The organism is Leptolyngbya sp. NK1-12, assembly GCF_032598965.1.
Classification (GTDB): domain Bacteria; phylum Cyanobacteriota; class Cyanobacteriia; order Elainellales; family Elainellaceae; genus Elainella.
This window is the reverse complement of record NZ_CP053586.1, coordinates 3552845-3573380: the sequence shown is the minus strand read 5'-3', so window position 1 is coordinate 3573380 and position 20536 is coordinate 3552845. Positions and strand designations below refer to the sequence as shown.

18 protein-coding genes are annotated in these 20536 nt (G+C 51.3%); 12 read left to right on the top strand and 6 right to left on the bottom strand.

All coding sequences use genetic code 11. The features are described from left to right. Window positions 1-44 precede the first annotated feature (44 nt). The 4 genes from HJG54_RS15040 to HJG54_RS15025 form a co-directional block, all read right to left on the bottom strand. Window positions 45-2474 carry an ATP-binding protein gene (locus tag HJG54_RS15040; protein ID WP_316429627.1) on the bottom strand — a complete coding sequence of 810 codons (2430 nt, stop codon included), beginning with the start codon at window positions 2472-2474 and terminating at the stop codon, window positions 45-47. Window positions 2475-2624: 150 nt separating this feature from the next. Then, entirely contained in the window at window positions 2625-3662 is a 1038-nt protein-coding gene (locus HJG54_RS15035) for a M42 family metallopeptidase (RefSeq protein ID WP_316429626.1), read from the bottom strand. 42 nt (window positions 3663-3704) lie between these two features. Next, complete coding sequence (locus HJG54_RS15030) at window positions 3705-4169, bottom strand: hypothetical protein (RefSeq protein WP_316429624.1); 465 nt, start codon at window positions 4167-4169, stop codon at window positions 3705-3707. A 139-nt stretch (window positions 4170-4308) separates the two neighbouring features. After that, window positions 4309-5250, bottom strand: a complete 942-nt coding sequence (locus HJG54_RS15025) for a trypsin-like serine peptidase (RefSeq protein ID WP_036006175.1) — start codon at window positions 5248-5250, stop codon at window positions 4309-4311. Window positions 5251-5441: 191 nt separating this feature from the next. Here HJG54_RS15025 and larB point away from each other — a divergent pair, with 191 nt between their 5' ends. The 4 genes from larB to HJG54_RS15005 all read left to right on the top strand — a co-directional run bounded on the left by larB (window position 5442) and on the right by HJG54_RS15005 (window position 9600). Next, window positions 5442-6302, top strand: a complete 861-nt coding sequence (gene larB, locus HJG54_RS15020) for a nickel pincer cofactor biosynthesis protein LarB (protein WP_316429622.1) — start codon at window positions 5442-5444, stop codon at window positions 6300-6302. 80 nt (window positions 6303-6382) lie between these two features. Beyond that, window positions 6383-6802, top strand: a complete 420-nt coding sequence (locus HJG54_RS15015; RefSeq protein WP_316429620.1) for a histidine kinase — start codon at window positions 6383-6385, stop codon at window positions 6800-6802. Window positions 6803-6922: 120 nt separating this feature from the next. Further along, on the top strand, window positions 6923-7654 hold the full coding sequence (locus HJG54_RS15010; protein ID WP_316429618.1) for a hypothetical protein: 732 nt from the start codon (window positions 6923-6925) through the stop codon (window positions 7652-7654). A 161-nt stretch (window positions 7655-7815) separates the two neighbouring features. Further along, entirely contained in the window at window positions 7816-9600 is a 1785-nt protein-coding gene (locus HJG54_RS15005; RefSeq protein WP_316429617.1) for a metallophosphoesterase family protein, read from the top strand. Between the two features lie 90 nt (window positions 9601-9690). On the opposite strand, the gene HJG54_RS15000 is transcribed toward HJG54_RS15005, so the two are convergent. Beyond that, window positions 9691-10266 carry a hypothetical protein gene (locus tag HJG54_RS15000; RefSeq protein WP_316429616.1) on the bottom strand — a complete coding sequence of 192 codons (576 nt, stop codon included), beginning with the start codon at window positions 10264-10266 and terminating at the stop codon, window positions 9691-9693. Between the two features lie 306 nt (window positions 10267-10572). Here HJG54_RS15000 and HJG54_RS14995 point away from each other — a divergent pair, with 306 nt between their 5' ends. From HJG54_RS14995 to HJG54_RS14965, 7 genes are all read left to right on the top strand, one after another. Further along, the gene (locus HJG54_RS14995) at window positions 10573-10698 is read left to right on the top strand and encodes a hypothetical protein (RefSeq protein WP_316429614.1); all 126 of its coding nucleotides are present in this window, start codon (window positions 10573-10575) and stop codon (window positions 10696-10698) included. 908 nt (window positions 10699-11606) lie between these two features. Continuing rightward, window positions 11607-13235 (top strand): serine/threonine-protein kinase, encoded by a 1629-nt coding sequence (locus tag HJG54_RS14990; RefSeq protein ID WP_316429612.1) that lies wholly within the window; start codon window positions 11607-11609, stop codon window positions 13233-13235. Window positions 13236-13267: 32 nt separating this feature from the next. Then, on the top strand, window positions 13268-13579 hold the full coding sequence (locus HJG54_RS14985) for a DUF3493 domain-containing protein (RefSeq protein ID WP_211622228.1): 312 nt from the start codon (window positions 13268-13270) through the stop codon (window positions 13577-13579). Window positions 13580-13795: 216 nt separating this feature from the next. Then, the gene (locus HJG54_RS14980) at window positions 13796-15610 is read left to right on the top strand and encodes an FAD-dependent oxidoreductase (protein WP_316429610.1); all 1815 of its coding nucleotides are present in this window, start codon (window positions 13796-13798) and stop codon (window positions 15608-15610) included. Between the two features lie 69 nt (window positions 15611-15679). After that, window positions 15680-16279 carry a tRNA-(ms[2]io[6]A)-hydroxylase gene (locus HJG54_RS14975; protein ID WP_316429608.1) on the top strand — a complete coding sequence of 200 codons (600 nt, stop codon included), beginning with the start codon at window positions 15680-15682 and terminating at the stop codon, window positions 16277-16279. A 113-nt stretch (window positions 16280-16392) separates the two neighbouring features. Continuing rightward, window positions 16393-16887 (top strand): GNAT family N-acetyltransferase, encoded by a 495-nt coding sequence (locus tag HJG54_RS14970; protein WP_036006161.1) that lies wholly within the window; start codon window positions 16393-16395, stop codon window positions 16885-16887. 170 nt (window positions 16888-17057) lie between these two features. Then, window positions 17058-17246 (top strand): hypothetical protein, encoded by a 189-nt coding sequence (locus tag HJG54_RS14965; protein ID WP_316429606.1) that lies wholly within the window; start codon window positions 17058-17060, stop codon window positions 17244-17246. On the opposite strand, the gene ribD is transcribed toward HJG54_RS14965, so the two are convergent. Beyond that, a complete protein-coding gene (gene ribD, locus HJG54_RS14960; RefSeq protein ID WP_316429605.1) occupies window positions 17227-18387 on the bottom strand; it encodes a bifunctional diaminohydroxyphosphoribosylaminopyrimidine deaminase/5-amino-6-(5-phosphoribosylamino)uracil reductase RibD in 1161 nt (386 codons plus the stop codon). The genes HJG54_RS14965 and ribD overlap by 20 nt on opposite strands. A 613-nt stretch (window positions 18388-19000) precedes the next feature. Between ribD and HJG54_RS14955 the strand changes: the two genes are divergently transcribed. Further along, a complete protein-coding gene (locus tag HJG54_RS14955) occupies window positions 19001-20458 on the top strand; it encodes a GAF domain-containing SpoIIE family protein phosphatase (protein WP_316429603.1) in 1458 nt (485 codons plus the stop codon). Window positions 20459-20536 lie beyond the last annotated feature (78 nt).

Genomic DNA, 20536 nt, shown 5'->3' with positions numbered 1-20536 from the left:
CTGATGTACCAATTAGCGGAGCGGCGGAAAATCAGGACTCCTCACTAATTAACCTGAAACCGATTGGCAGCTTGGTTGACTGGAATAGTCAGTATAAAGGTTGTGCCTTTCCCCGGCGCTGAAATGCACTGAAGCTGGCCACCATGCTTCTCCACCACAATTTGATAGCTGATTGCCAAGCCCATACCAGTACCTTTACCCACGGGTTTAGTCGTAAAAAATGGGTCAAACAACCGCTGCTGAATTTCCTCGCTCATGCCGATGCCGTTATCGCCAACTTGAATCGTCACGGTTTCATCGCTAGCCTGGGTTGTGATCGTAATCGTGGGTTTAGCTAAAGTCGTTATTGCTAGGGCATTCGATTGGTTAATCTCTTCAACCTGTTGGTAACCCGTTTCTAGCGCATCGATGGCGTTATTCAAAATATGCATGAATACCTGATTGAGCTGTCCGGCGTAGCACTCGACTGACGGCAACTGGCCGTAGCGCTTAACGATTTCGATTGCGGGTCGTTTTGGTTTGGCTTTGAGGCGATTTTGCAAAATCATCAAGGTGCTGTCCAAACTGAGGTGCAAATCCACGTCCTTGAGTTCCGCTTCATCGAGACGCGAGAAGGTTCGCAGCGATTGAACAATGTTACGAATTCGTTCGGTACCGGTTTGCATGGATTCCAGAAGCTTGGGCAAATCGCTCAGCAAAAACTCAAGATCGATCGTCTCGATTTGGCGTTGCAAGGCCGGAGTTGGATCGGGATAATGCCGCTGATAGGCTTTGAGCAACTGCATCAAATCTTGGACATATTCGCTGGCGGGAGCCAAATTGCCGTGAATAAAGTTCACCGGATTGTTGATTTCATGAGCTACGCCCGCCACCAGTTGGCCCAAACTCGACATTTTTTCGCTCTGAATCAGTTGAGCCTGGGTGCGTCGCAGTTGTTGTAGGGTTTGCTCTAGCTGTTCGGCTTGGTGCCGCAGCCGCATTTCCGATTGGCGCAGTGCTTCTTCGGCTCGTTTACGGTCGCTGATGTCGATCAGTAAACCGTCCCACAAAATTACTCCTCCAGCCTGTAGCTCTGGACGCGAAACAGCCTGCACCCACTTGAGCTGTCCAGACGCTGTGATGATCCGGCCTTGCCATTCCCAGGTTTGTAGGGTTGCAGCCGATTGAGACACTGAGTCAAAAAAGATTTGGCGGTCATCCTCATGCACAGAATCGATCAGCAAGGAGGGATCGCACTGCGCTGCGACTGGTTCAATTTCGTAGATGTCGTGACAACCGGAAGAAAGATAGGGAAAAGTATAGGAACCATCCGGATCAAGCTGAAACTGATAGATCAATCCCGGAGCACTGGCCGTCAGCTTTTGAAAGCGCTTTTCACTCTGCCTGAGTGCAGCTTCGGCTTCTCGGCGTTCTTTGATTTCATACTCCAGCTGAGCAATTGCTTGACGCAGTTCCGTGGTGCGTTCTTCAACGCGGCGTTCCAGCTCTTCGTTGAGTTGCTTTAGGGTCAATTCGGCTTGGACGCGGTGGGTAATGTCTTCAGCAGTACCTAAAACCCCAACCACGTTACCCGCACTATCATGCAGCGGAACTTTATTGGTTTCCATCCAGGCTTGCTCCCCATCTGCTTGCAGAATTGGTTCAACAATGCCCAACTCGGCCCTATCTGATTCCATCACGCGCCGATCGCACTGACGAAACCACTCGGTTTCTTGCGGTTTCCAAGGCAAGTCATAATCGGTCTTACCCACAACATCTTGAGGCGAACTCACACCAGCGGCAACCGCAAAACTTTGGTTACAGCCCAGATAAACCGAATTGTGATCCTTCCAAAAAATTAACTGGGGAATGTTATCCATCACGAGCTGCAAAAGCTGTTGGGACTGCCGCAGCTCTGATTCTGCCTGTTGGCGTTCGATCACCTGACTCTGCAAAAATAGATTAGCTTGACGCAGGTCGGTAAGGCGCTGATGGGCGTATTGTTCTAGCTCTTGATTCCGTTGGGTCAGCTCTGCCTCGGCTTGCTTGCGTTCCTCTATTGCTTTAACTAACTGTTGATTGGCTTCTGATAATTCTGCCGTATGAGCTAACAGGGATTCCAACCTAGTCTTGACACTTGCTAACTCTTGATTAGCTATCGTGAGCTGGTCTTGAGGTAGGGGTAACCGAAAGGGGGCTATCCTATCGCCATAGCAGCGCCACAGCATCATTCCACCAACGGCCAGCCCTGCCGTAATCAGATCTAAACCTAACGTGAACCACAGTAAAAGATCCTGATTCGAATGGTTTTGTACGAGCAACAGGCCATACTCCCTCCATCCCAAAACACCATTAAAGAGAATCAAACTGATTGCCAGCAAAAAAAACGGCCTGGGCTGCCTCCACCAAAACAGCATTAGCAGCAAAGCTGCCATCGTCACATAGCAGGTTGGGATCAAACCATTCGCCGCCATCAACAGGTCATTCAATGTCATGGTGATTGAGCTAGGAGGAAATGACTGGAGCTGTCTCCTTGTCTATCATTCCCCTGGTCAAAACTTAATCAACTTAAGAGTTCAGGACTTTAAGGCAAATCTATCCTATGGGCTATGTCCTGCGTTGGCGTTCAAACTGACCATTCGCTGTCACCCTTGGCAATAAGCATGCAGCAGTTCGATGCAGTTTACGATTGCTCCTAGATGTGCAATTTCATAGCCGTGAGTATTCTGGGTCGGAAAGCTGAGGCAAGCTGCACGAGGCACATGGCCATTTTTCATCGCAATCGAGCCATCGCTACCAAAGCCGCTAATGGTGGCAAGTTGAAGTGGAATCTGCTGTCGAACCGCGACTTGGCGCAGTTCAGCATTCAAATCTTCGTCATACAATCCATAGCCATCCTGGGACAGCAGCACGGGGGCTACGCCATCATCAATTGGGTATTCGCTAGATAGCGGACAAATTTCTAGCGCAATCAGGGCATCTAGCGCCTGACGCTGAGAAAAATAGAGTGCTCCAATCGCTCCCACTTCTTCTTTTGATGAAGCCACTAGGTACAGCGTAAATGCTGGCTGTTTTACCCGTTCTGCCAGAGCCAGTAAGATTGCCACCGAAGCTTTGTTGTCTAACGTGTAGCTGGCGATGTAATCCTTGAGGCGAAAGGGTTGTTTGCGATGCTTGCCCACCACCATCCGCGTTCCTGGTCGCACTCCCGCCGCGTCCAATTCGGCCTGAGTAGACTTGGTTTCCACCCAAGCCGTTTCCCATTTCACAGCCTGGTCCTCCTGTTGTGCCTTTTGGGGCGACTCATGGGAGACATGCCGCGAGCCAAAACTCAAAATCCCGCTCACCGTTTGTCGATCGCCTAGCAAATCAACGACACCCTCTCCGTACACCCAGGGGTAGGCTCCTCCCAGCCGCCGGACTTCCACCCGACCTGCTGCTCCTACCCGCTTCACAATCGCGCCAATTTCGTCTTTGTGGGCCGTGATCGCTACCGCTCGCTGGCTCTGTCCCGGAATTTTGGCAATCACATTACCCGCCTCATCCAACCAAGCCGATACGGCCAACTGCTGAAACTTCTGCAACAGCCACTGATCAATTTCGGTTTCCGCACCGCTGGGTGAATGACAGAGTACAAGTTCGGTGATGGTGGCGAAAAGGGAATCATGGAAGGTGGAAGGCATAGCGAAGAGCCTGACTCCTGACTCCTACATTTTTACCTTCTTCTACTGAATTTGGATCACCTGGGCAGTCATGGCATGATCATCAAAGCTGGAGGTTTGCCCTTCGATCTGGACTTGCATTCCCACTTTGAGCTGAGTTTGCTCTATGGTTTGACCTTGTTGTGTAACTTGAGTCTGTTCTGATAGGGCGACTTGGTAGCGCCCTGCGTTGGTCTCCACCATCAACTGAAGCGGATAACTTTCCATAATTTGAACAATATTGCCTGCAATCATAAGCGCTTGCCGATCGAGTACAGCCGCAGGCATAGTACCTGCATCATCTGACGAAACCGATTGACTGGGGTTATAAGGTGACATAGCCGTTGGCTCCGGAGTAGAAGGAGAACGTTGAACCGTAGAACGACCACCAGCCTGCTCAAAACGATTGTTCCCACAGGCCAGCAAGATTACTCCTAACCCTATCACGCCGACCCAGTAAACGGCGCGAGATGGCCCGCTCATTTTCATTCAGCCAATCCTCATCAACCAAGTCTGAGGTAAAAAATTGCGAACAAAATTATATATTAAAAGATGATTAAGGGATACAATTAGATCCAATTTTATCTATCGTATCCCTTAATTCCCTCAACTCTAGTAGGGGATACGTCTAGCAGGGAATACTGCGCCACGCCATCATGTTGTTGAACACTTCGTTGGTAATGCGAGTTGCGCTGTTGGGGCAGCCACCATAGGCATGAATTCCAACAGCATGACGCTCACCATTTAGAAAACGCCAGACGGGGCTACCGCTTTGGCCACCCATCGTATCAATCATGTAGTAGATTTTGCGATCGTTGACACTGCTGACTTGCCCAGCGTTGAACCATTGAGTTCCAACTGGCTTGTCGCCTGGATAGCCAGAGGTATTCACCAACAGGTTTCTCAATGAATTATCAGAGAGGGCAGCAAACCCAAACCAGCCTACTCGATTGCCGAGATCGCAGTTTGGCAAGATGATTGCGCCATAGTCGTATTCGGGCTTGGTATCGTTGATCCAACCCAAGACACTGCGGAATGATGTACCCACCTGAGAACCATAGGGCCGACTGGTGCCATCCATACCCGGAACCACTTCAATCGACTTGGCCCAACCGCCATTCGCCTTGCTGTAGACGCAATGCCCAGCCGTCATCACGGTGCGTGCCCCGATAAACCAGCCGGTTCCCACAAAGCGGGCATTATCAGGAAAAGTGATAAACAGCTTACAAATCCAGCGCCAAGGAAGATTGGTAGCCGGAGAGATTCGCACCCGATCGTCAGAGCCGCAGACGGTCTCGGCCTGTAGATAAGCAGTCGTTGCCGCATCGGGTAAGTTGGCAAGGGCAGCGGCAGCCACTCTATCTTCTTGCTGACCTTCGTTGAGGGCATGGCTCGGATCAAAGCCAGTAACTGCTTCAAATTCACCTTTTTCAACCGCATCACCTTTGAAGTCTGCTGCGATTCGGTCATTAGCGCTATTCAAGGTTTCAGCCTCGCTCGATACAGCAGCATGCAGCTTTTGTTCAGCTTCTAACAAGGCTTCTGAAGAAACGCTTTCGTAGGTTGCCATATGGTTCTTCTCTAACTCTCAAATTTAATGGTGGACAGAACCGATTTTGGCAATCTCCGCCCAAGAACAGCATTACCCACTTGGGTACTTTTGGTCAGACTACTTGACCAGCGACTTGACTAGCGACTTGACCAGCTTTTTGGTCATATCTACCCCAGGCATACACAATAGAGTTTAGGAGTTTTCCGTTTATGTCGCTGCGGCGGCAGCTTGTTTACCATTCATTCTTCTTTTTTGCCGTGTCTCAATCCGATTTCTCTGACCCTAGGTCAGCCGCCCTACACCATCTCCTCGACGCTGTTGCCCTAGGCGAAGTCAGCCCAGAAACCGCCTTTGATAAACTGAAGCATTTTGACTACGAGCCAGTCGCCGATTTTGCCAAGGTTGATCACCACCGTGCCCTGCGGACTGGATTCCCAGAGGTGATTTGGGGGCAGGACAAAACCCCCGAACAGATTGTGCAAATTTTCCAGGTGCTGCGGCAACATAACCCGGTTGTGATGGCGACACGGATCGATCCTTCGGTGTATGCCCAGTTGCGCTACCGAATTCCCGAATTGCAGTATTACGAACTGGCGCGAATTTGCGCGATTGTACCTCCCAACTGGCAGCCCTGCTATCCGGGTACCGTCACCTTACTTTCAGCCGGAACGGCAGATTTACCCGTGGCCGAAGAGGCCGCTATCACCGCCGAACTATCCGGCTTTGCAACTAAACGGCTTTGGGATGTGGGCGTTGCCGGGATTCATCGGCTGCTGAACAATCGTCAGTTGATTTTCGATGCCGATGTGCTGATTGTGGTGGCGGGTATGGAGGGAGCACTGCCAAGCGTGGTGGCGGGTTTGGCTGACTGCCCGGTGATTGCCGTTCCCACCAGCATTGGCTATGGCGCTAGCTTTGGTGGCTTGGCTCCGCTGCTGACGATGCTAAATTCCTGTGCGGCTGGCGTTGGAGTCGTGAATATTGACAACGGCTTTGGTGCGGCTGTTCTAGCTGGACAAATCCTGCGGTCAGCGCAAAAGTTACAGACTAAACTGCAAAGGGAAACTTAAACAACGTTACAAATTAGCAGATATTAGATACATTTCTAAGTCCTGGTTTAGGAGCAAGACATTACAGAGGAGTTCAACCGATGCCTACCCCTTGCCACATCATCGTTGAAGGCAACCCCGCCCTGATCTATGCCAGCCGCAACGGAATGCCCGAAAAGGTCTTACCAACCCTGAGGCGGTTCCTCGATACGTTTTGGCAAGAGCGCGATATTTCCGGCGAAGTCTGCGATACGCCTGAATGTCTGGTAGCCCAAATTGTGGTCCGGTTCGGCTTTGAAATTTGCGAAGACGACTTTTCTAACCTCAGGGTGGGGGTGCAGTATCATCCCGATGTCGAGTATCTCTATGCGATTGGGGCCAACCGCCAAATTCGCGTCTGGGTTCCTGAGTCATCCTATCGCGCTAATCCTGCTCTAGGATTACAAGGCTGCCGGGAGTTAGTTTTAGATGCACAACGAAATGCTCAATTAGATGCTCAATTAGATGCTCAAGCAGGCTAGCTAAACACGGAACTTCCGTTTGGCGTTAAAGTCAGAACTATATAGGAGTATTGAACGAACTCAATCGGGTCAGGGTACTGATTGAACTACTCCTGCTCAGCATTTGGAGAGATCAGGTTTATGAAACTCACACCGCGTTGGCAGTCCAGTACTGCCTTGGCTTTGGCACTCGCAATGACTGGTTCTGTATTGGCTCCGCTTGGGTGGGCACGCTCAGTAGCCGCGGCTGACACCAATCGAATCGCCCAGGTTTTTCCACCCGAATGGCGCAACAATCTGCCGCCTCGCTCCACGCCAGGCCGTGTCCCTGATAGTTGGGGCTACCGCTCGATCATCCGAGCTGGCACGATTATTCCTACCAGCTACGAACGGGACAAAATTGTCGTGACACCGACAGAAACAGCCGAGTTGACGCTAACGGTGGCTAGCGATATTCGCTCAGCGGGCGGCACGGTGCTGATCCCGGCTGGCAGCGAAATTAACGGTGAGCTGCGCCCCACCTCTGGCGGTACCCAGTTCGTGGCGGAAGAGCTAGTCTTAGACAACGGCGAACGCTACCCCATCGAGGCAACCTCAGATGTAATTACTCGGCGCGAAACTATCACTCGCCGCTCGGATCCGGAAATTTTTCAAGGGGTCGCTATTGGTGCAGTAGCCGCTTCAATTTTGGGAGAAATTTTTGGCAATGTTGAACTTTGGCAAGTCTTAGGCGGGGCAGGTGTAGGAGCACTCGGTTCGCTGCTGATTCGCAATCGGGAACGGGTGGAAGTCATTGTTGTCGATCCAGCAACCGATTTGGACTTGCAGCTAGAATCTGATTTTGTGCTTAATCCTCGCTCGGTTCAGTACTGAATCCCCAGCAGTACGAACGAATCAGAAACTACCCTCTTAACCAGACGATCATCTATCTGTGTTGAACTAGAAGGAAGCTTCCATAGTATCCTACATTCGGTTGCCTGACTTACTTGTAACGAACTGGAGTTACCCCTACGCGTTCTGCTCGTCGTTCTTGGTTGGCTGATGCTTCCAATGGTCACTTCATCCTGTTGGGGATTGGCGTATTGGTGGTGATTGCCATTGGTAGTTTATTGCTGCGGTTGTTGCAGCTCGCTCCCCCGCCTGTGTCCTTGTTCCTCACCGATCCATTTCTGCAAGCACCGACGGCCAATTCCGTCCGGGTGGTTTGGTTCACCGAATTTGCTGGCTCAAACCACCGGGTGGAATACGGACAGGATTTTGACCGACAAGCCGTTGCCACCACGCGAAAACTCAGCCGTATGCGAGAGGACCGACAATCCATTGTCGGTGCCCAATTGCAGGAGGGACAAATTTACCAACAGCCGGTCTACCGAAATATCTGGCGACATGAAGCAGAAATCATCGGGTTAACGGCAGCCCGCATCCCCTATCGAATTATCAGCCAGCGCGAAGACGGACAGTCCGCTACCAGCCGCTCCTTTACGCTATCCGCCTTGCCGCCTGCCGGAACTCCGCTCAAAATTCTGCTCACCTCTGACCACCAGTTAAAGCCCATGACACCCGCCAATTTGCAAAAGGTGGTGGAAACCGTAGGACAGGTTGATGCCGTCTTTTTTGCTGGTGATTTGGTGGATGTGGCCGACCGCGCTTCGGAATGGTTTGATCACGGTCGCGGCAATGCTTTTTTTCCCTGCTTGCAGGGCCGTGCTGCTTACGAGTTGGAACACAATGGCCAGAAGACCCGCTATACCGGTGGGGCAATCATTCAATCAGCTCCGCTGTTTCCGGCGATTGGCAACCATGAGGTGATGGGCCGCTTCTCGATGGAAACTGGGCTAGGAGATCAGTTTAACGATCCGGTGCCACGCCAGGCAGCTGAGCAGCGATACAACCAGAATGCGGCCCAGATCAATCCGGTGAATGACCCGGCCGTACAGGCCGACTGGCTGAAGAACAACTCGTTCAATACCGATAGCTATGAAGAAATCTTTACCCTGCCAGAGAGTGCGGGCGGCAAGAAATATTACGCAATCACAATTGGTGATGTGCGCTTAATTTCTTTATTTGTCACCAACATTTGGCGAATGCCGGGGTTAGAGCCAGAGACAAGAGGCCGTTATCGTGAACGAGACGCCGACTTCAATCAGCCCGATCGCTGGGGATATGGTCAACATATCTTTGAGGCTATTACTCCGGGCAGTCCCCAATACACATGGCTACAAGCAGAGCTAAACAGTCCAGCGTTTCAACAAGCAAAATACCGGGTGGTTATGTTTCACCATCCACCCCATTCTTTGGGAGACAATATTGTTCCAGCCTACACCGACCCGATCCAAACCATTGAGCGAACGCCAGACGGAACTATCACAGCTATCCGCTATGAATATCCATTAGCAGCCGACTATTTGATTCGAGACGTGATGCCCCTGCTAGAAGCGGCTGGGGTGCAGCTTGTGTTTTACGGCCATTCCCATATCTGGAATCGTTTTGTCAGCCCAACAGGAATGCACTTTCTAGAGTCATCCAATGTTGGTAATACATATGGAGCCTTCACCGGCGAGAATCAACGCCCGATTCCGCCAGGATATACCGAGCAATATATTGCAGTTGGAGATCCCAACGGCCTACAGCCTGTCATGCCAACGTTAGCTCCCGTCATCAATGAGCTACAGAAACCGCAGCCCTATCTAGCCAGCAACGAAATCACCGCATTTAGCATTCTGGATACTAGTACGGGGATTGTTAGTAGCTATCGCTTTGATACGCGCCAACCAGAATCGTCAGTCATTCAGTTTGATCAGTTTGCCCTCTTGAAATAAGACAACCTACCCTGCTGTTGTAGCAAGCTGTTGTAGCAACCATGCTCTTAAGGACTGGTGCGGATCTGGAGGCAAGCCTTATTCACTTGTTTAACTGCTCTTCTTGCGGCTCTGATTGGTTGATTTGGTAGACCTAGAAGCAGCTTTTGGTCGCGACACAGTTGGAGTGCTGGTCTTGGCAGCAGGCTTAGCCTTGGCTGCGGTTTTGCGAGTCGTTGCAGATTGGGTTTTGCGGCGAGGTTGCTTCTTGACTGGTAGATCAATGTCAGCAGTGGTGGAATTGGCCTTCAGCGCACTCAGGCTAGCCTTGCTAGTGTCAAGTACTGCAGCAGTTGCAGCGCCGTTCATGCTGACATCACTCGTTTGCACCTTTTGGGTTCGCCGCCCTGTTCTCTTACCTCTTGATGACGTCAATCCTTTTTGCCGCTTAGCTGCCGATAAGTAGCTCTTCAGGGAAGACGCAGAAATCTCAACGCCTTTCTCGCTCAGCATCTTAGCAATTTCTTCGTAGCTGTATCCCTTAGCCAAGGCTGCGCTAATCGACTCCTGAAGCACGGCGACCGCCTCTCGCAAAGACCAATTTTCCCTGGGTTTCTCTGGCAATCCTTGCAATACGGAGCTGACGTTGTTGAGGGCAGATTGGGAAACACTTACAGCTGATGGCAAACGTTTATTCGCTCTAACCATTCTCTCAATCCTTACACACAGTAGTTGGTGTATATAATACTATTTCTAATTCTGAATGCTATTGGCAAATTTGAATCAATTATTTTGATAATTCCCTGATACAGCGTTTTTCACTCATGTGAGGTACAGGGGATGTGGAGGCTTCGCCCCCACGCCGGAGCAGTGCCCCTGCACCCCGTTTTTCATACTTCACTAGCCTGAAAAAGGCTGTAATCGTGATTTGGCGTTTGCAGCGCTAGGCCAAGTTTGAACCTGTAATCCACAAGCAGTTAGGGGAACATCAATATGGCTATCTGCAATGAACGCAACATCAAAACAGAGGCGGTAATGGCTCTGCTCGTAGGGAAGCCGGTTTACTGGCAAAACGATGCCTTCGCCTCATTTCTACCTGTTGCCAGTCAGGCCAACTGAGGCCGATCAATCAATTTGCTGCCCTGCATTTTATGTTTGGTTTTGCCTGTCGCCTTAAAGCTAAGGTCAGCTATTTTGCATCAATCGAGGGGAATGGGCAGATTCACATATATGAGCGAGTCTTGATCCGAGTTTTGATCAAGCCATGCCGTTTGTTGTCACCTCATCCCACCGTCTGTTCCTGAGATTGATTTAATCAATATTTTGTTTGAATGATTTGATCTTTAATAGTTTGATTTTTAATGCTCTAATTAATGCTCTAATTTTTCATACGCTCCGGTCTAGTTCCAGGACCGGCAGGATCCCACCCAGTGCCTCGTCCTAGCGCTTAGTGAAGTTTTGACGAACCTAAATAGGTACTACGCCCCAAGCAATTCACTCAGTAGACCGCTGAAAAGCAATTAGAGAAGCGATTGAGCAGCATAAGAGTGAAGGTTGGGTCAGTTGGGTGGATTTCAAATCTGCGTTTAGATTCGTCTGATGGGAGTGACCCCTACGGAAAGTCGTGCGAAACTGAGGTACAAACGAAACAGGTCCTGAATTAGAGCCGTTTGGTTTTAGGGGGCCGTGCCCTCCTAGGCTGTAGTTGACTTAGAATCAGGTCTCTCTGGTTCAAGGCAGCTCCTGCTGTGGATGGGGCGACTATCCCTAATCAGTCTCCTGTAATCAGTCATCCTGTCGTCATACCTAGACTGTACTGGTCATACCGTGCTGGCCCCACTGTGAATGTTTCATGAGGTTTTATCTTGGCTTTAAGCAAACTGAGGCAAACTTCAGCAAGTCTTCAAAAGAATTCTAGGGAGGATGGCGTTCTGTCCCAGGTTTGTTGGAAAGATAATGGTATTAGGGTGTTGCTACCAGCCTCTGGAGAATCCGATACCTAGCGATGACGAAGCGAGTAATCCGGCATGAGCTACTGCTTAAATCCAGCCTGTTCTAATCCAGAAAATTCGATCCATGCTGAGCGATGCCAGTCTTGCGGCTCTAAATTGCTGTTGCGGGACCGCTATCGGGTGATTCAAGCTCTTGGGCAGGGCGGCTTTGGGGCGACGTTTCTAGCCAAAGATGAAGCATTGCCAGGTAGCCCCTACTGTGTGATCAAGCAATTGCGTCCGGCGGCTACTTCACCGAGCGTGATGCAGATGGCGCGGGATCTGTTTGAACGGGAAGCCAATACCTTGGGTAAGGTAGGCAATCATCCTCAGGTGCCGCGGCTGCTTGATTACTTTGAGGCCAACAATGAGTTTTACCTGGTGCAGGAGTACATCAGTGGTTGTACCCTCCAGCAGGAGGTCAAGCGGTCAGGGCCGTTTAGTGAGGCTGGGGTCAAGCAGTTTCTCAGTGAAGTGCTGCCGATGCTGCAATACATCCACGGCCAGCAAGTCATTCATCGAGATATCAAACCTGCCAATCTGATCCGCCGCTCTCAAGACCGCAAACTTGTTTTAATCGATTTTGGAGCTGTTAAAGATCAGGTCAATCCGGTCCGTCTGGGAGCCTCAGAACAAACCGCGCTGACCCAGTATGCCATCGGCACACCTGGCTATGCCCCACCGGAACAAATGGCAATGCGCCCGGTCTATGCCAGCGATATTTACGCCTTGGGTGTCACCTGCCTCTATCTTCTGACCGGTAACTCTCCCAAGGACATGGACTACGATCCAGCCACCGGAGAAATCCTCTGGCGCGATCAGGTACACATCAGCGATCACTTCACAGATGTCCTGAAAAAAATGCTGGAAGTTTCAGTCCGGCATCGCTACCAAAATGCAACTGAAGTGCTGCGAGCGCTGGATTTAGAGCCATATCTCGATAGCTTGGCCAAAGGCATGGTCAATCAACCTACTCGGTCCTCGCGGCCCATGTTGCTGAATTCGGGAGATCTGAGCGAGTTAAGCAGCCCTTCGTCTCCCTCCTCTCCTACAGCGCGGATGGCAGCCGCAATTCGGGCGAGACAAGCTGCTAAATCCATCTCTGGCCCTCTACGCTCTGAGGCTACTACGATCCAACCTGGCTCACCTCGTCGTCGCACAATGCTGCAACAGGCAGCGTCCTTGACCACAATCAATACCCGTAGCTCTAGCGGCAATTCGGCTACCACAGCTCCCAAACCGAGCGCAGAAGATTTATTAGCTTCCTACAGCAAGGGTAAACGCGATTTTACCAATCACGACTTGAGCCTGTTGAATCTGGCAAAGGCTAACCTATCGGGAGCTAACTTTCATCAGGCCAAGCTGCAAAAAATCAATCTTCAAGGAGCAAATTTGCTCAATTCAGACTTTGGCCGGGCCAGCCTCAGCCATGCCAGTTTAAGAAATGCCAAACTCGCCAGAGCTTATCTCAGCCATGCCGATCTTGCCGGTGCCGATTTACGAGGTGCAGACCTGAGCTATGCCTACCTAAGTAACGCCAACCTCCGGGGCGCTAATCTCTGTGGCGCTGATCTCACAGGGGCCAAAATCTCAGATGAGCAATTGGCAACGGCTCGTACCAACTGGGCTACAATTCATCCCAGCGGCAAGCGCGGCCTCTGGTAGTAAGCTGGTAGATGGCCTCTTTTTTCTAAGCTATGACTGAGCCAGCTTCCAACTCTGCCCCTTCGCCATCTCGCGCCAAAAACCGACGGCTTGATCCTAAGCTTGATCCAGAACTCTACGCCCAACTGCGGGCTGAGGCCAAAGCGCCCTATCGTGGTCTACGCCAGTTTATTTACCTAGGATTTGGGGCTTCAGGGCTGATCGGAGCGTTTATTTTTCTGATGCAGTTGTTAGCCGGACGCGACGTTGATGCCGCCCTACCCAACTTTGCTCTCCAACTTGGTGTGGTGGCACTGATGGTGTGGCTGTTCCGGCTCGAACAACGGGCTAGCAGAAAATCCTGAATCAGACTGTGATCAAACCATCATTTGTTAAACAAACCTTTAAAAAATCAGGATTGTCCGAATAATTTGCCAGACTGAATAAAGTTGAAATGGGGTCAGCTGATATAAAGACCCTAACGATAAATCACAATGCATACTAAGGTGAAGCGCCGGTATCCAACCAAGGGTTCTGGCGTTTTGCCTTTATAGCCTTTCTATCAGGATGAGTTTTGGTCCGTGACAATCGAGGTGATTACAACCGATGTGCTGGTGGTGGGAGGCGGAACTGGAGGTGTGGCGGCTGCACTCCAGGCGGCTCGTCGGGGCGCAAAAACAGTACTGGCGAGTGAATTCTCCTGGCTGGGTGGAATGCTCACTGCTGCTGGCGTAGCGGCTCCCGATGGCAATGAGCTACTCGCATGGCAAACTGGCATCTGGGGTGCATTTCTCCGTTCTCTACAGCAGCGTCAGCCTCAAGGGCTAGATCATGCTTGGGTCAGCTTTTTCACCTACGAACCACAGATTGGGGCCGCCATTTTTGCTGACTGGGTACAAGCCTTATCCAATCTGCTGTGGCTGCCAGAACGTTACCCTCTAGAAGTTAAAAAGCAGGGCAACGGCATTACAGCAGTGCGATTCGCAGACTGCCTTGTGCAAGCTAAGGTCACGCTTGATGCGACCGAGTTAGGGGATGTCTTAGCCTTGGCCGAAATTCCTTACCGCTGGGGTTGGGAGTGGCAATCGCAGTGGCAAGAACCGAGTGCCCCGATTCATCCCAGTACTCTGACCCAAACCTACGCGGTGCAGGCTCCTACCTGGGTGTTTGTGATGCAAGATTTTGCGAGCGAATCAGCTCCTGCCCTTGTTGCTCCGGCTGAGGTGAATTCGGCTGAGGTGAATTCGGCTGAGATGAATCATGAGATGAATCAGATGTTTGCAGGCACCTGGGACGGCTATGGGCCTGAGTCGTTCTTGAATTATGGCCGTTTGCCGGGTAATCGCTTTATGATCAACTGGCCGCAGCAGGGTAACGACTATGGCCTGAGAGCCGAGCGCTTAATTGCTTCTGAGACTGCACGGCAAGAGTTTTTACAAGAAGCCTATGCCCATACTCAGCACTATGCCTACTTCTTGCAGCAGCAGCTGGGCAGACGCTACGGTTTAGCCACCGATGTGTTTCCGCACTCATCTAACAAATTGGGCGGCGGTGCCTATGCGCTTCAGCCGTATTACCGCGAGAGTCGGCGATTGCAGGGACTCACAACTGTACGGGAACAAGACATTCTGCCGATTCCAGGTGGACGGGTGGCTGCCTTGCCGATTAACTGCTTGGGACAGGTAAGCGCTGTCGCTATTGGCAATTACGCTAACGATCATCACTATCCTGGCTTTCGCTTCTCGCTGCACCCCAAATCGATTCGCTGGGGTGGACGTTGGACGGGCACGCCCTTTGCCCTCCCCTACGAATGCTTGATTCCAGCCACCACCGACAGCCTGCTGGTATGCGAGAAGAATAGTTCGGTTTCCCATATTGCCAATGGCGCAACCCGGTTGCAGCCTACGGTTTTAGGAATTGGTCAAGCGGCAGGAATGGCGGCAGCCCTCTGTGTGGAGCGAGCCTGTCAGCCACGAGAGTTGCCAACTCGGATACTGCAAGAAGCACTACTGCAAGATCCAACCGCCCCGCTGGCCGTGGTACCTCTGTTTAATCTGCCGCCCCAGCATCCGGAATGGCGACACTGGCAGAACTATTACCTTGACCGACCAGAAGACTATCCTGCTGACGGCAATGCTCCTCTAAAGCAACCCTTTATCCCTAAAACAGTTGCACCAAACTTCACCGGTGTTTTTGAGCGGCAAGGCGAGCAGACCTATAGCCTCACCCTGACTGCATCGCCAGCTTTAGCTAGTCAAATCGTCAGCCTGGTGACACTCGATGCCGCAATTGATCAGCAGCTCCAGCATTACCCTAGTGGTACCGAGTTACAGATAGCAGGACGCTTGAATCGAGCTGGCCATTGGTTGCTTGTAGAGGCGATTCACGCCAAATAGTTGCTCTCGGTTTGGTATCTTAGGTTTGTGATTGTGTCGGAATAGATTGTTGCCAATTTTTGCTTGCCTGTGACTGCCACTCCTTTGCCTACGATTAAATTTTTGCAGCGGCCCACCTCCGACGCTTGGGTAGAGCAAGCCCTGGCTGATTTGGATACCATCCTGCTGGATCATTCCCACTGCGAACGCAAAGCAGCAGGCGTTGCCATGAATTTAATGTTTCGCTATCCTTCCAGTACCAAACTAGTCCGTACCCTCACTGCCATTGCCCAAGAAGAGTTGGAACATTTTGAGCAGGTGAATCAGTGGCTAGAACGCCGCGGAATTGCCCTAGCTCCCCTGTCTGCGCCACCCTATGCTGCTGGCCTCAAAGCCGAAATTCGCCCGCAGGAGCCTCACCGAATGCTGGATTCGCTGCTGGTTTCAGGGTTGATCGAAGCCCGTAGCCACGAACGTCTGGGACTGTTGGCACAATATTGTCCGGAACCGGAGCTAGCCCAGTTCTATCGCGGCTTGATGGCGTCTGAAGCTCGCCACTATGGCATTTACTGGACCTTAGCTACCACCTACTTTGAGCGGGAAGAGGTGGCTCAGCGACTGGAGCAACTAGCAACCATTGAAAGCAATTTACTCGCGACCCTGTATCCGCAACCCAGAATTCATAGCTAAGTAATTCAACTGAATTAAAACCAAGATCAGGGTGTTGTCGCCGCCCTTCGGGCGGCGACAACACCTCCTTTGGGTTTCATGTTTAGTTATGTTGTTCTACTTAGTCTGATTCTATGTACGCCTCTTACCGTGATTTCTTGATTCGAGACTGGCAGCCAAGCGACCGGCAGGTGGCGGCTGAGTTAATCTATACCGTGCTGCAGGAATATGGTTTGGGCTGTGAGCCGAACGGAGCCGATCAGGATGTGCTCACGGTCGAGGAATCCTACTGGGCTAAGGGAGGTGAGTTTTGGGTGGTAGAGCGGCAGGGGCAGTTGGTGGGAACGGCAGGCTATTACCCGGTCTCTCGCGGAGAACAGGCCGTGGAAATTCGCAAAATGTATTTGCAGCCAGCTGTTCGGGGACAGGGGCTAGGACGGCATCTGTTGCAGGCGCTAGAGCAAGCCATTTTAGCTAAAGGCTTCAGTCAAATTTGGATTGAGACTGCCAGCGTTTTAAAAGAAGCAATCCAGCTTTATGAAAGCAGCGGTTACCAACCCAGCACTGGTGTAGAAACGGCCCGCTGTGACCGGATTTATCTCAAGCCTCTTCCTAGACCTGCGGCTTGAACGTCTACCTCACATCTACCAAGAACTAAGGCAACCAACCGATAGCAGTAGAATTACATTGCTGCTGTAGGCAGAATTTTGGCGGCTTGAATCTCTGCCGTCCAGCGGATGGTGACTCACTCACGGTTTGTCAAATTAGGAGAATCGTTTAGTGAGTAAGGAGAAAGGCGATGAAATTCAAGCCTTTAGTGTTCGGATTGCCATTGTTCGCTGGATTGACTCTGATCGTTAGTGGTTGTGAAACGCCGGAAACCGAAGTTGAGACTCCTAGTGGCGAAACCGAAATTCAGCAGCCTGCCGATACGCCGGTTGATTCACCTGCCGTTTCTCCATCGCCCGCTACTCCAACAGCTCCGTAGCAGTAGGCAGATAGCCTTCTATCAAAAGGTCTGGACCGATCGATCGCCAGCGCACATTTTTCAGCTGCAGCGCTTGAGTCATGCGGTTAAAGCCTAAATCGTTCACCGGAGAGGGTGCATCCGTCCCACCAATAATTTTTGGTGCAATAAAGGCCAAGATCTTTTGCACTGCTCCATCGCTAATTGCTTTGGCGGCTAATGTACCCCCACATTCCCACAGAACTGATAGAAATCCTCGTTCATAAAGCAGGTGCATCACCGTTGCTGGAGTCAACTCAGGGAGGGCGATAACTTCAACCCCCTGCTGCTCCAGCCCTTGTCGTTTGGTAGGAGAGGCCGTAGTACTAGTCACTACTAGTGTCGGCACTTTGGCAGTTTGCCAGAGTTGAGCCTGATCCGGCAAATCGAGCGAACGGCTCATTACTACCCGCATCGGATCGTGGTTTCCTTGGCCGTGACTCGTTAATAGTGGGTTGTCTCGCCGCACCGTATTGCCGCCCACAATCACTGCATCGCAACTAGCCCGCAGTCGATGCACCAACGCTCGCGATTCTGGAGCCGTTACCCAAGCACTGTGCCCACTACTGGCAGCAATTTTGCCATCCAGCGTCATGGCATATTTCAGAATTCCAAACGGACGATGGTATAGCATGCGGTGAATAAAGCCTTCGTTGAGTTCGTGGCAAGCCGCCGCTTCGACACCCACAAGCACTTCGATGCCAGCTTCCCGCAAGCGCTGAATTCCAGTTCCGGCCACCTTGGGATTAGGGTCCACTATGCCCACGACCACTCTAGCGACGCCAGCAGCAATCAGCGCATCAGCACAGGGAGGTGTCCGGCCATAGTGGCTGCAAGGCTCTAGATTGACATAAACGGTTGCCCCTTGAGCCTGCTCACCGGCGGCTCTCAACGCAAATACTTCCGCATGGGGCTGACCCGCCTTGGGGTGAAATCCCTCTCCAACGATCTGGCCGTTTTTTACAATCACTGCTCCCACCAGAGGATTGGGGGCCGTTTGGCCACTGGCCTGTTGGGCTAGCTCTAAGCAGCGCCGCATCATCTGACTATCCGTCGTGTGGCTATCCTCCGTGCTGGAGGAAGCCGCTGAAAAAGGCTCAAAATCAGAAGCAGATGGCATCATGGCAGAACTTCACAATCTTCTCAGCAACCGTTTACGCTTTTTTTCAAATCTTTGTTCGATAGTACTGAAATCGGAAATTCGTCAACTTTTGACTAGTCCCCCTTGGCAGAAAGGCCAATTCACGCTATCAATAGCAGTCACATACTGTGAAGAAACTGGCTGAGGTCAATGGTGCCTGAGAATTGTGCCTAAGGAGTATGTGCTCGTAGATCTATGCCTATTCTGTGCTTATCCTAATTCTGTGCTTATAAATATGTAAGTCCAAACTTTAGGACTAGAAGATATAAACCAGGGAGTGGGCTGTGTGCTCAGAAGTGAGCCTTTGATGCTCCAATATCCACCGATCGCTCGGTTACGCAGATTCAGAAAATCGATTAGAAATTGATATGGCAAGTATCCAAGCATTCGTTAGAATTTATCCCAATGCAGTCAACCCCAAGGTCCGTCCGAAGGTTATGACCCATTGCTCTAGAAACGCTAGTTCGTTTGTAATCGACCCATAAACGGGTGTAGTGCCATTTAGCAAATCTATTTGTCCGGTTAGCTTAGAATCTGGTCAGGTTTTTGCCCTATTTGTCTCGTTTCGACTTGTGTTTGACGTAAGGCTTATCGAATGACTGCTGTGCCCGCCCCTCGACAGCCACAACCTCCTGACTTCACTGGTGGACCCCAGAATCCGCCAGACATCACACCTGTGTTTGCGCTTAAGGAGTTGGTGTCTCGGCTGCATCGGGAGCAAAACAAAATTCAAGACCTGCTCAGCTCGCTGGGGTTTGCACTGCGAAGCTTTAAAAATCTTAACCAGTTTCTAGAATTAACACCGTTGATTGCTAGCCGGGTGACCGATGCCGATGGAGGAGCGCTGGTGCTGTTTAAGCCCAACGGCCAGATGCGGTTAGAACGGTTGCACTGTCAGGACAATAGCTGCCAAGACATTCGCGTGGCAATTGAGACGGCAACTCGTCAGCTTGCGGCCAATTCCCCTACGGTTAACTCTCAAACGGGCACCTACGGCAAAATCATGCCCCAATTCAGCAATCGCACCGCTGCGCTGGATTATCACGTCAATGCCACCCTGGGACCGGCTGTGCATCTGTTTGGGACAGCTATTTTGACCAAGAATGTGGAGCGAGGCCGCCTCTACGTGTTTAGCCGCGATCCGGAATATACCTGGACCGAAACCCGCCAAAAACTGGTGCGGCTCGTAGCTGACCAAACAGCCGTGGCGATCGAGAACGATGAGTTAACTGTTGAGCTACGCAAAAAGGAACGGTTAGACCGTGAGTTGGAGATCGGAGCCGAAATTCAGCTTCAGCTTTTACCGCGGCAATGCCCCAAAATTGAAGGTATCGAGATTGCGGCGCTTTGTAAAACAGCAAATCGGGTGGGCGGTGACTATTACGACTTCATCCCTGCTAACTACGATCAGTTCCGCAAGAAGCATGCCCGGACAGAATCGGATAAATGGAGTTTGGCAATCGGCGATGTGATGGGCAAAGGTGTACCTGCTGGTCTGATCATGACGATGCTGCGGGGCATGCTGCGGGCTGAAGTATTAAACGCCCATTCACCCTCACGAATTTTGCAGCATTTGAATCACGTCATGTATGCCGATTTGGAAAACTCGAATCGGTTTGTGACGCTGTTCTATTCTGAATACGACGCTAAAACGCGCACCCTCTCCTACAGCAACGCTGCCCATAACCCGCCCCTTCTCTGGCAGGCGGCCACAGGTACCCTCAAGCGCCTCGATACGCTGGGAATGCTAATCGGTCTGGATATGGACAGCAAATACCATGAGGCACAGGTGCAGCTAAACCCAGGCGATACGATTATGTACTACACCGATGGGTTTACAGATGCGGCCAACCAGAACGGAGAGCGGTTTGACGAAGAGAATTTAGCGCGCCATTTCCAGTGGGCCTGTCGGCACTGCAACAGTCCCCAGATAATTCTGGACTATCTGTTTAACCAAGTGCAGCAGTTTATTGGAGCGGACCGCCACAACGAAGACGACATGACCTTGATCGTGATGCAGGTGAGGCCAGACGCCGATCAGAATCGAGGATAAACGAGGTATAGGGGATGTGGGGACTTCGCCCCCACGCCGGGGCGCTGGCACCCCGTTTTTCGGACTTCACTAGCCTGT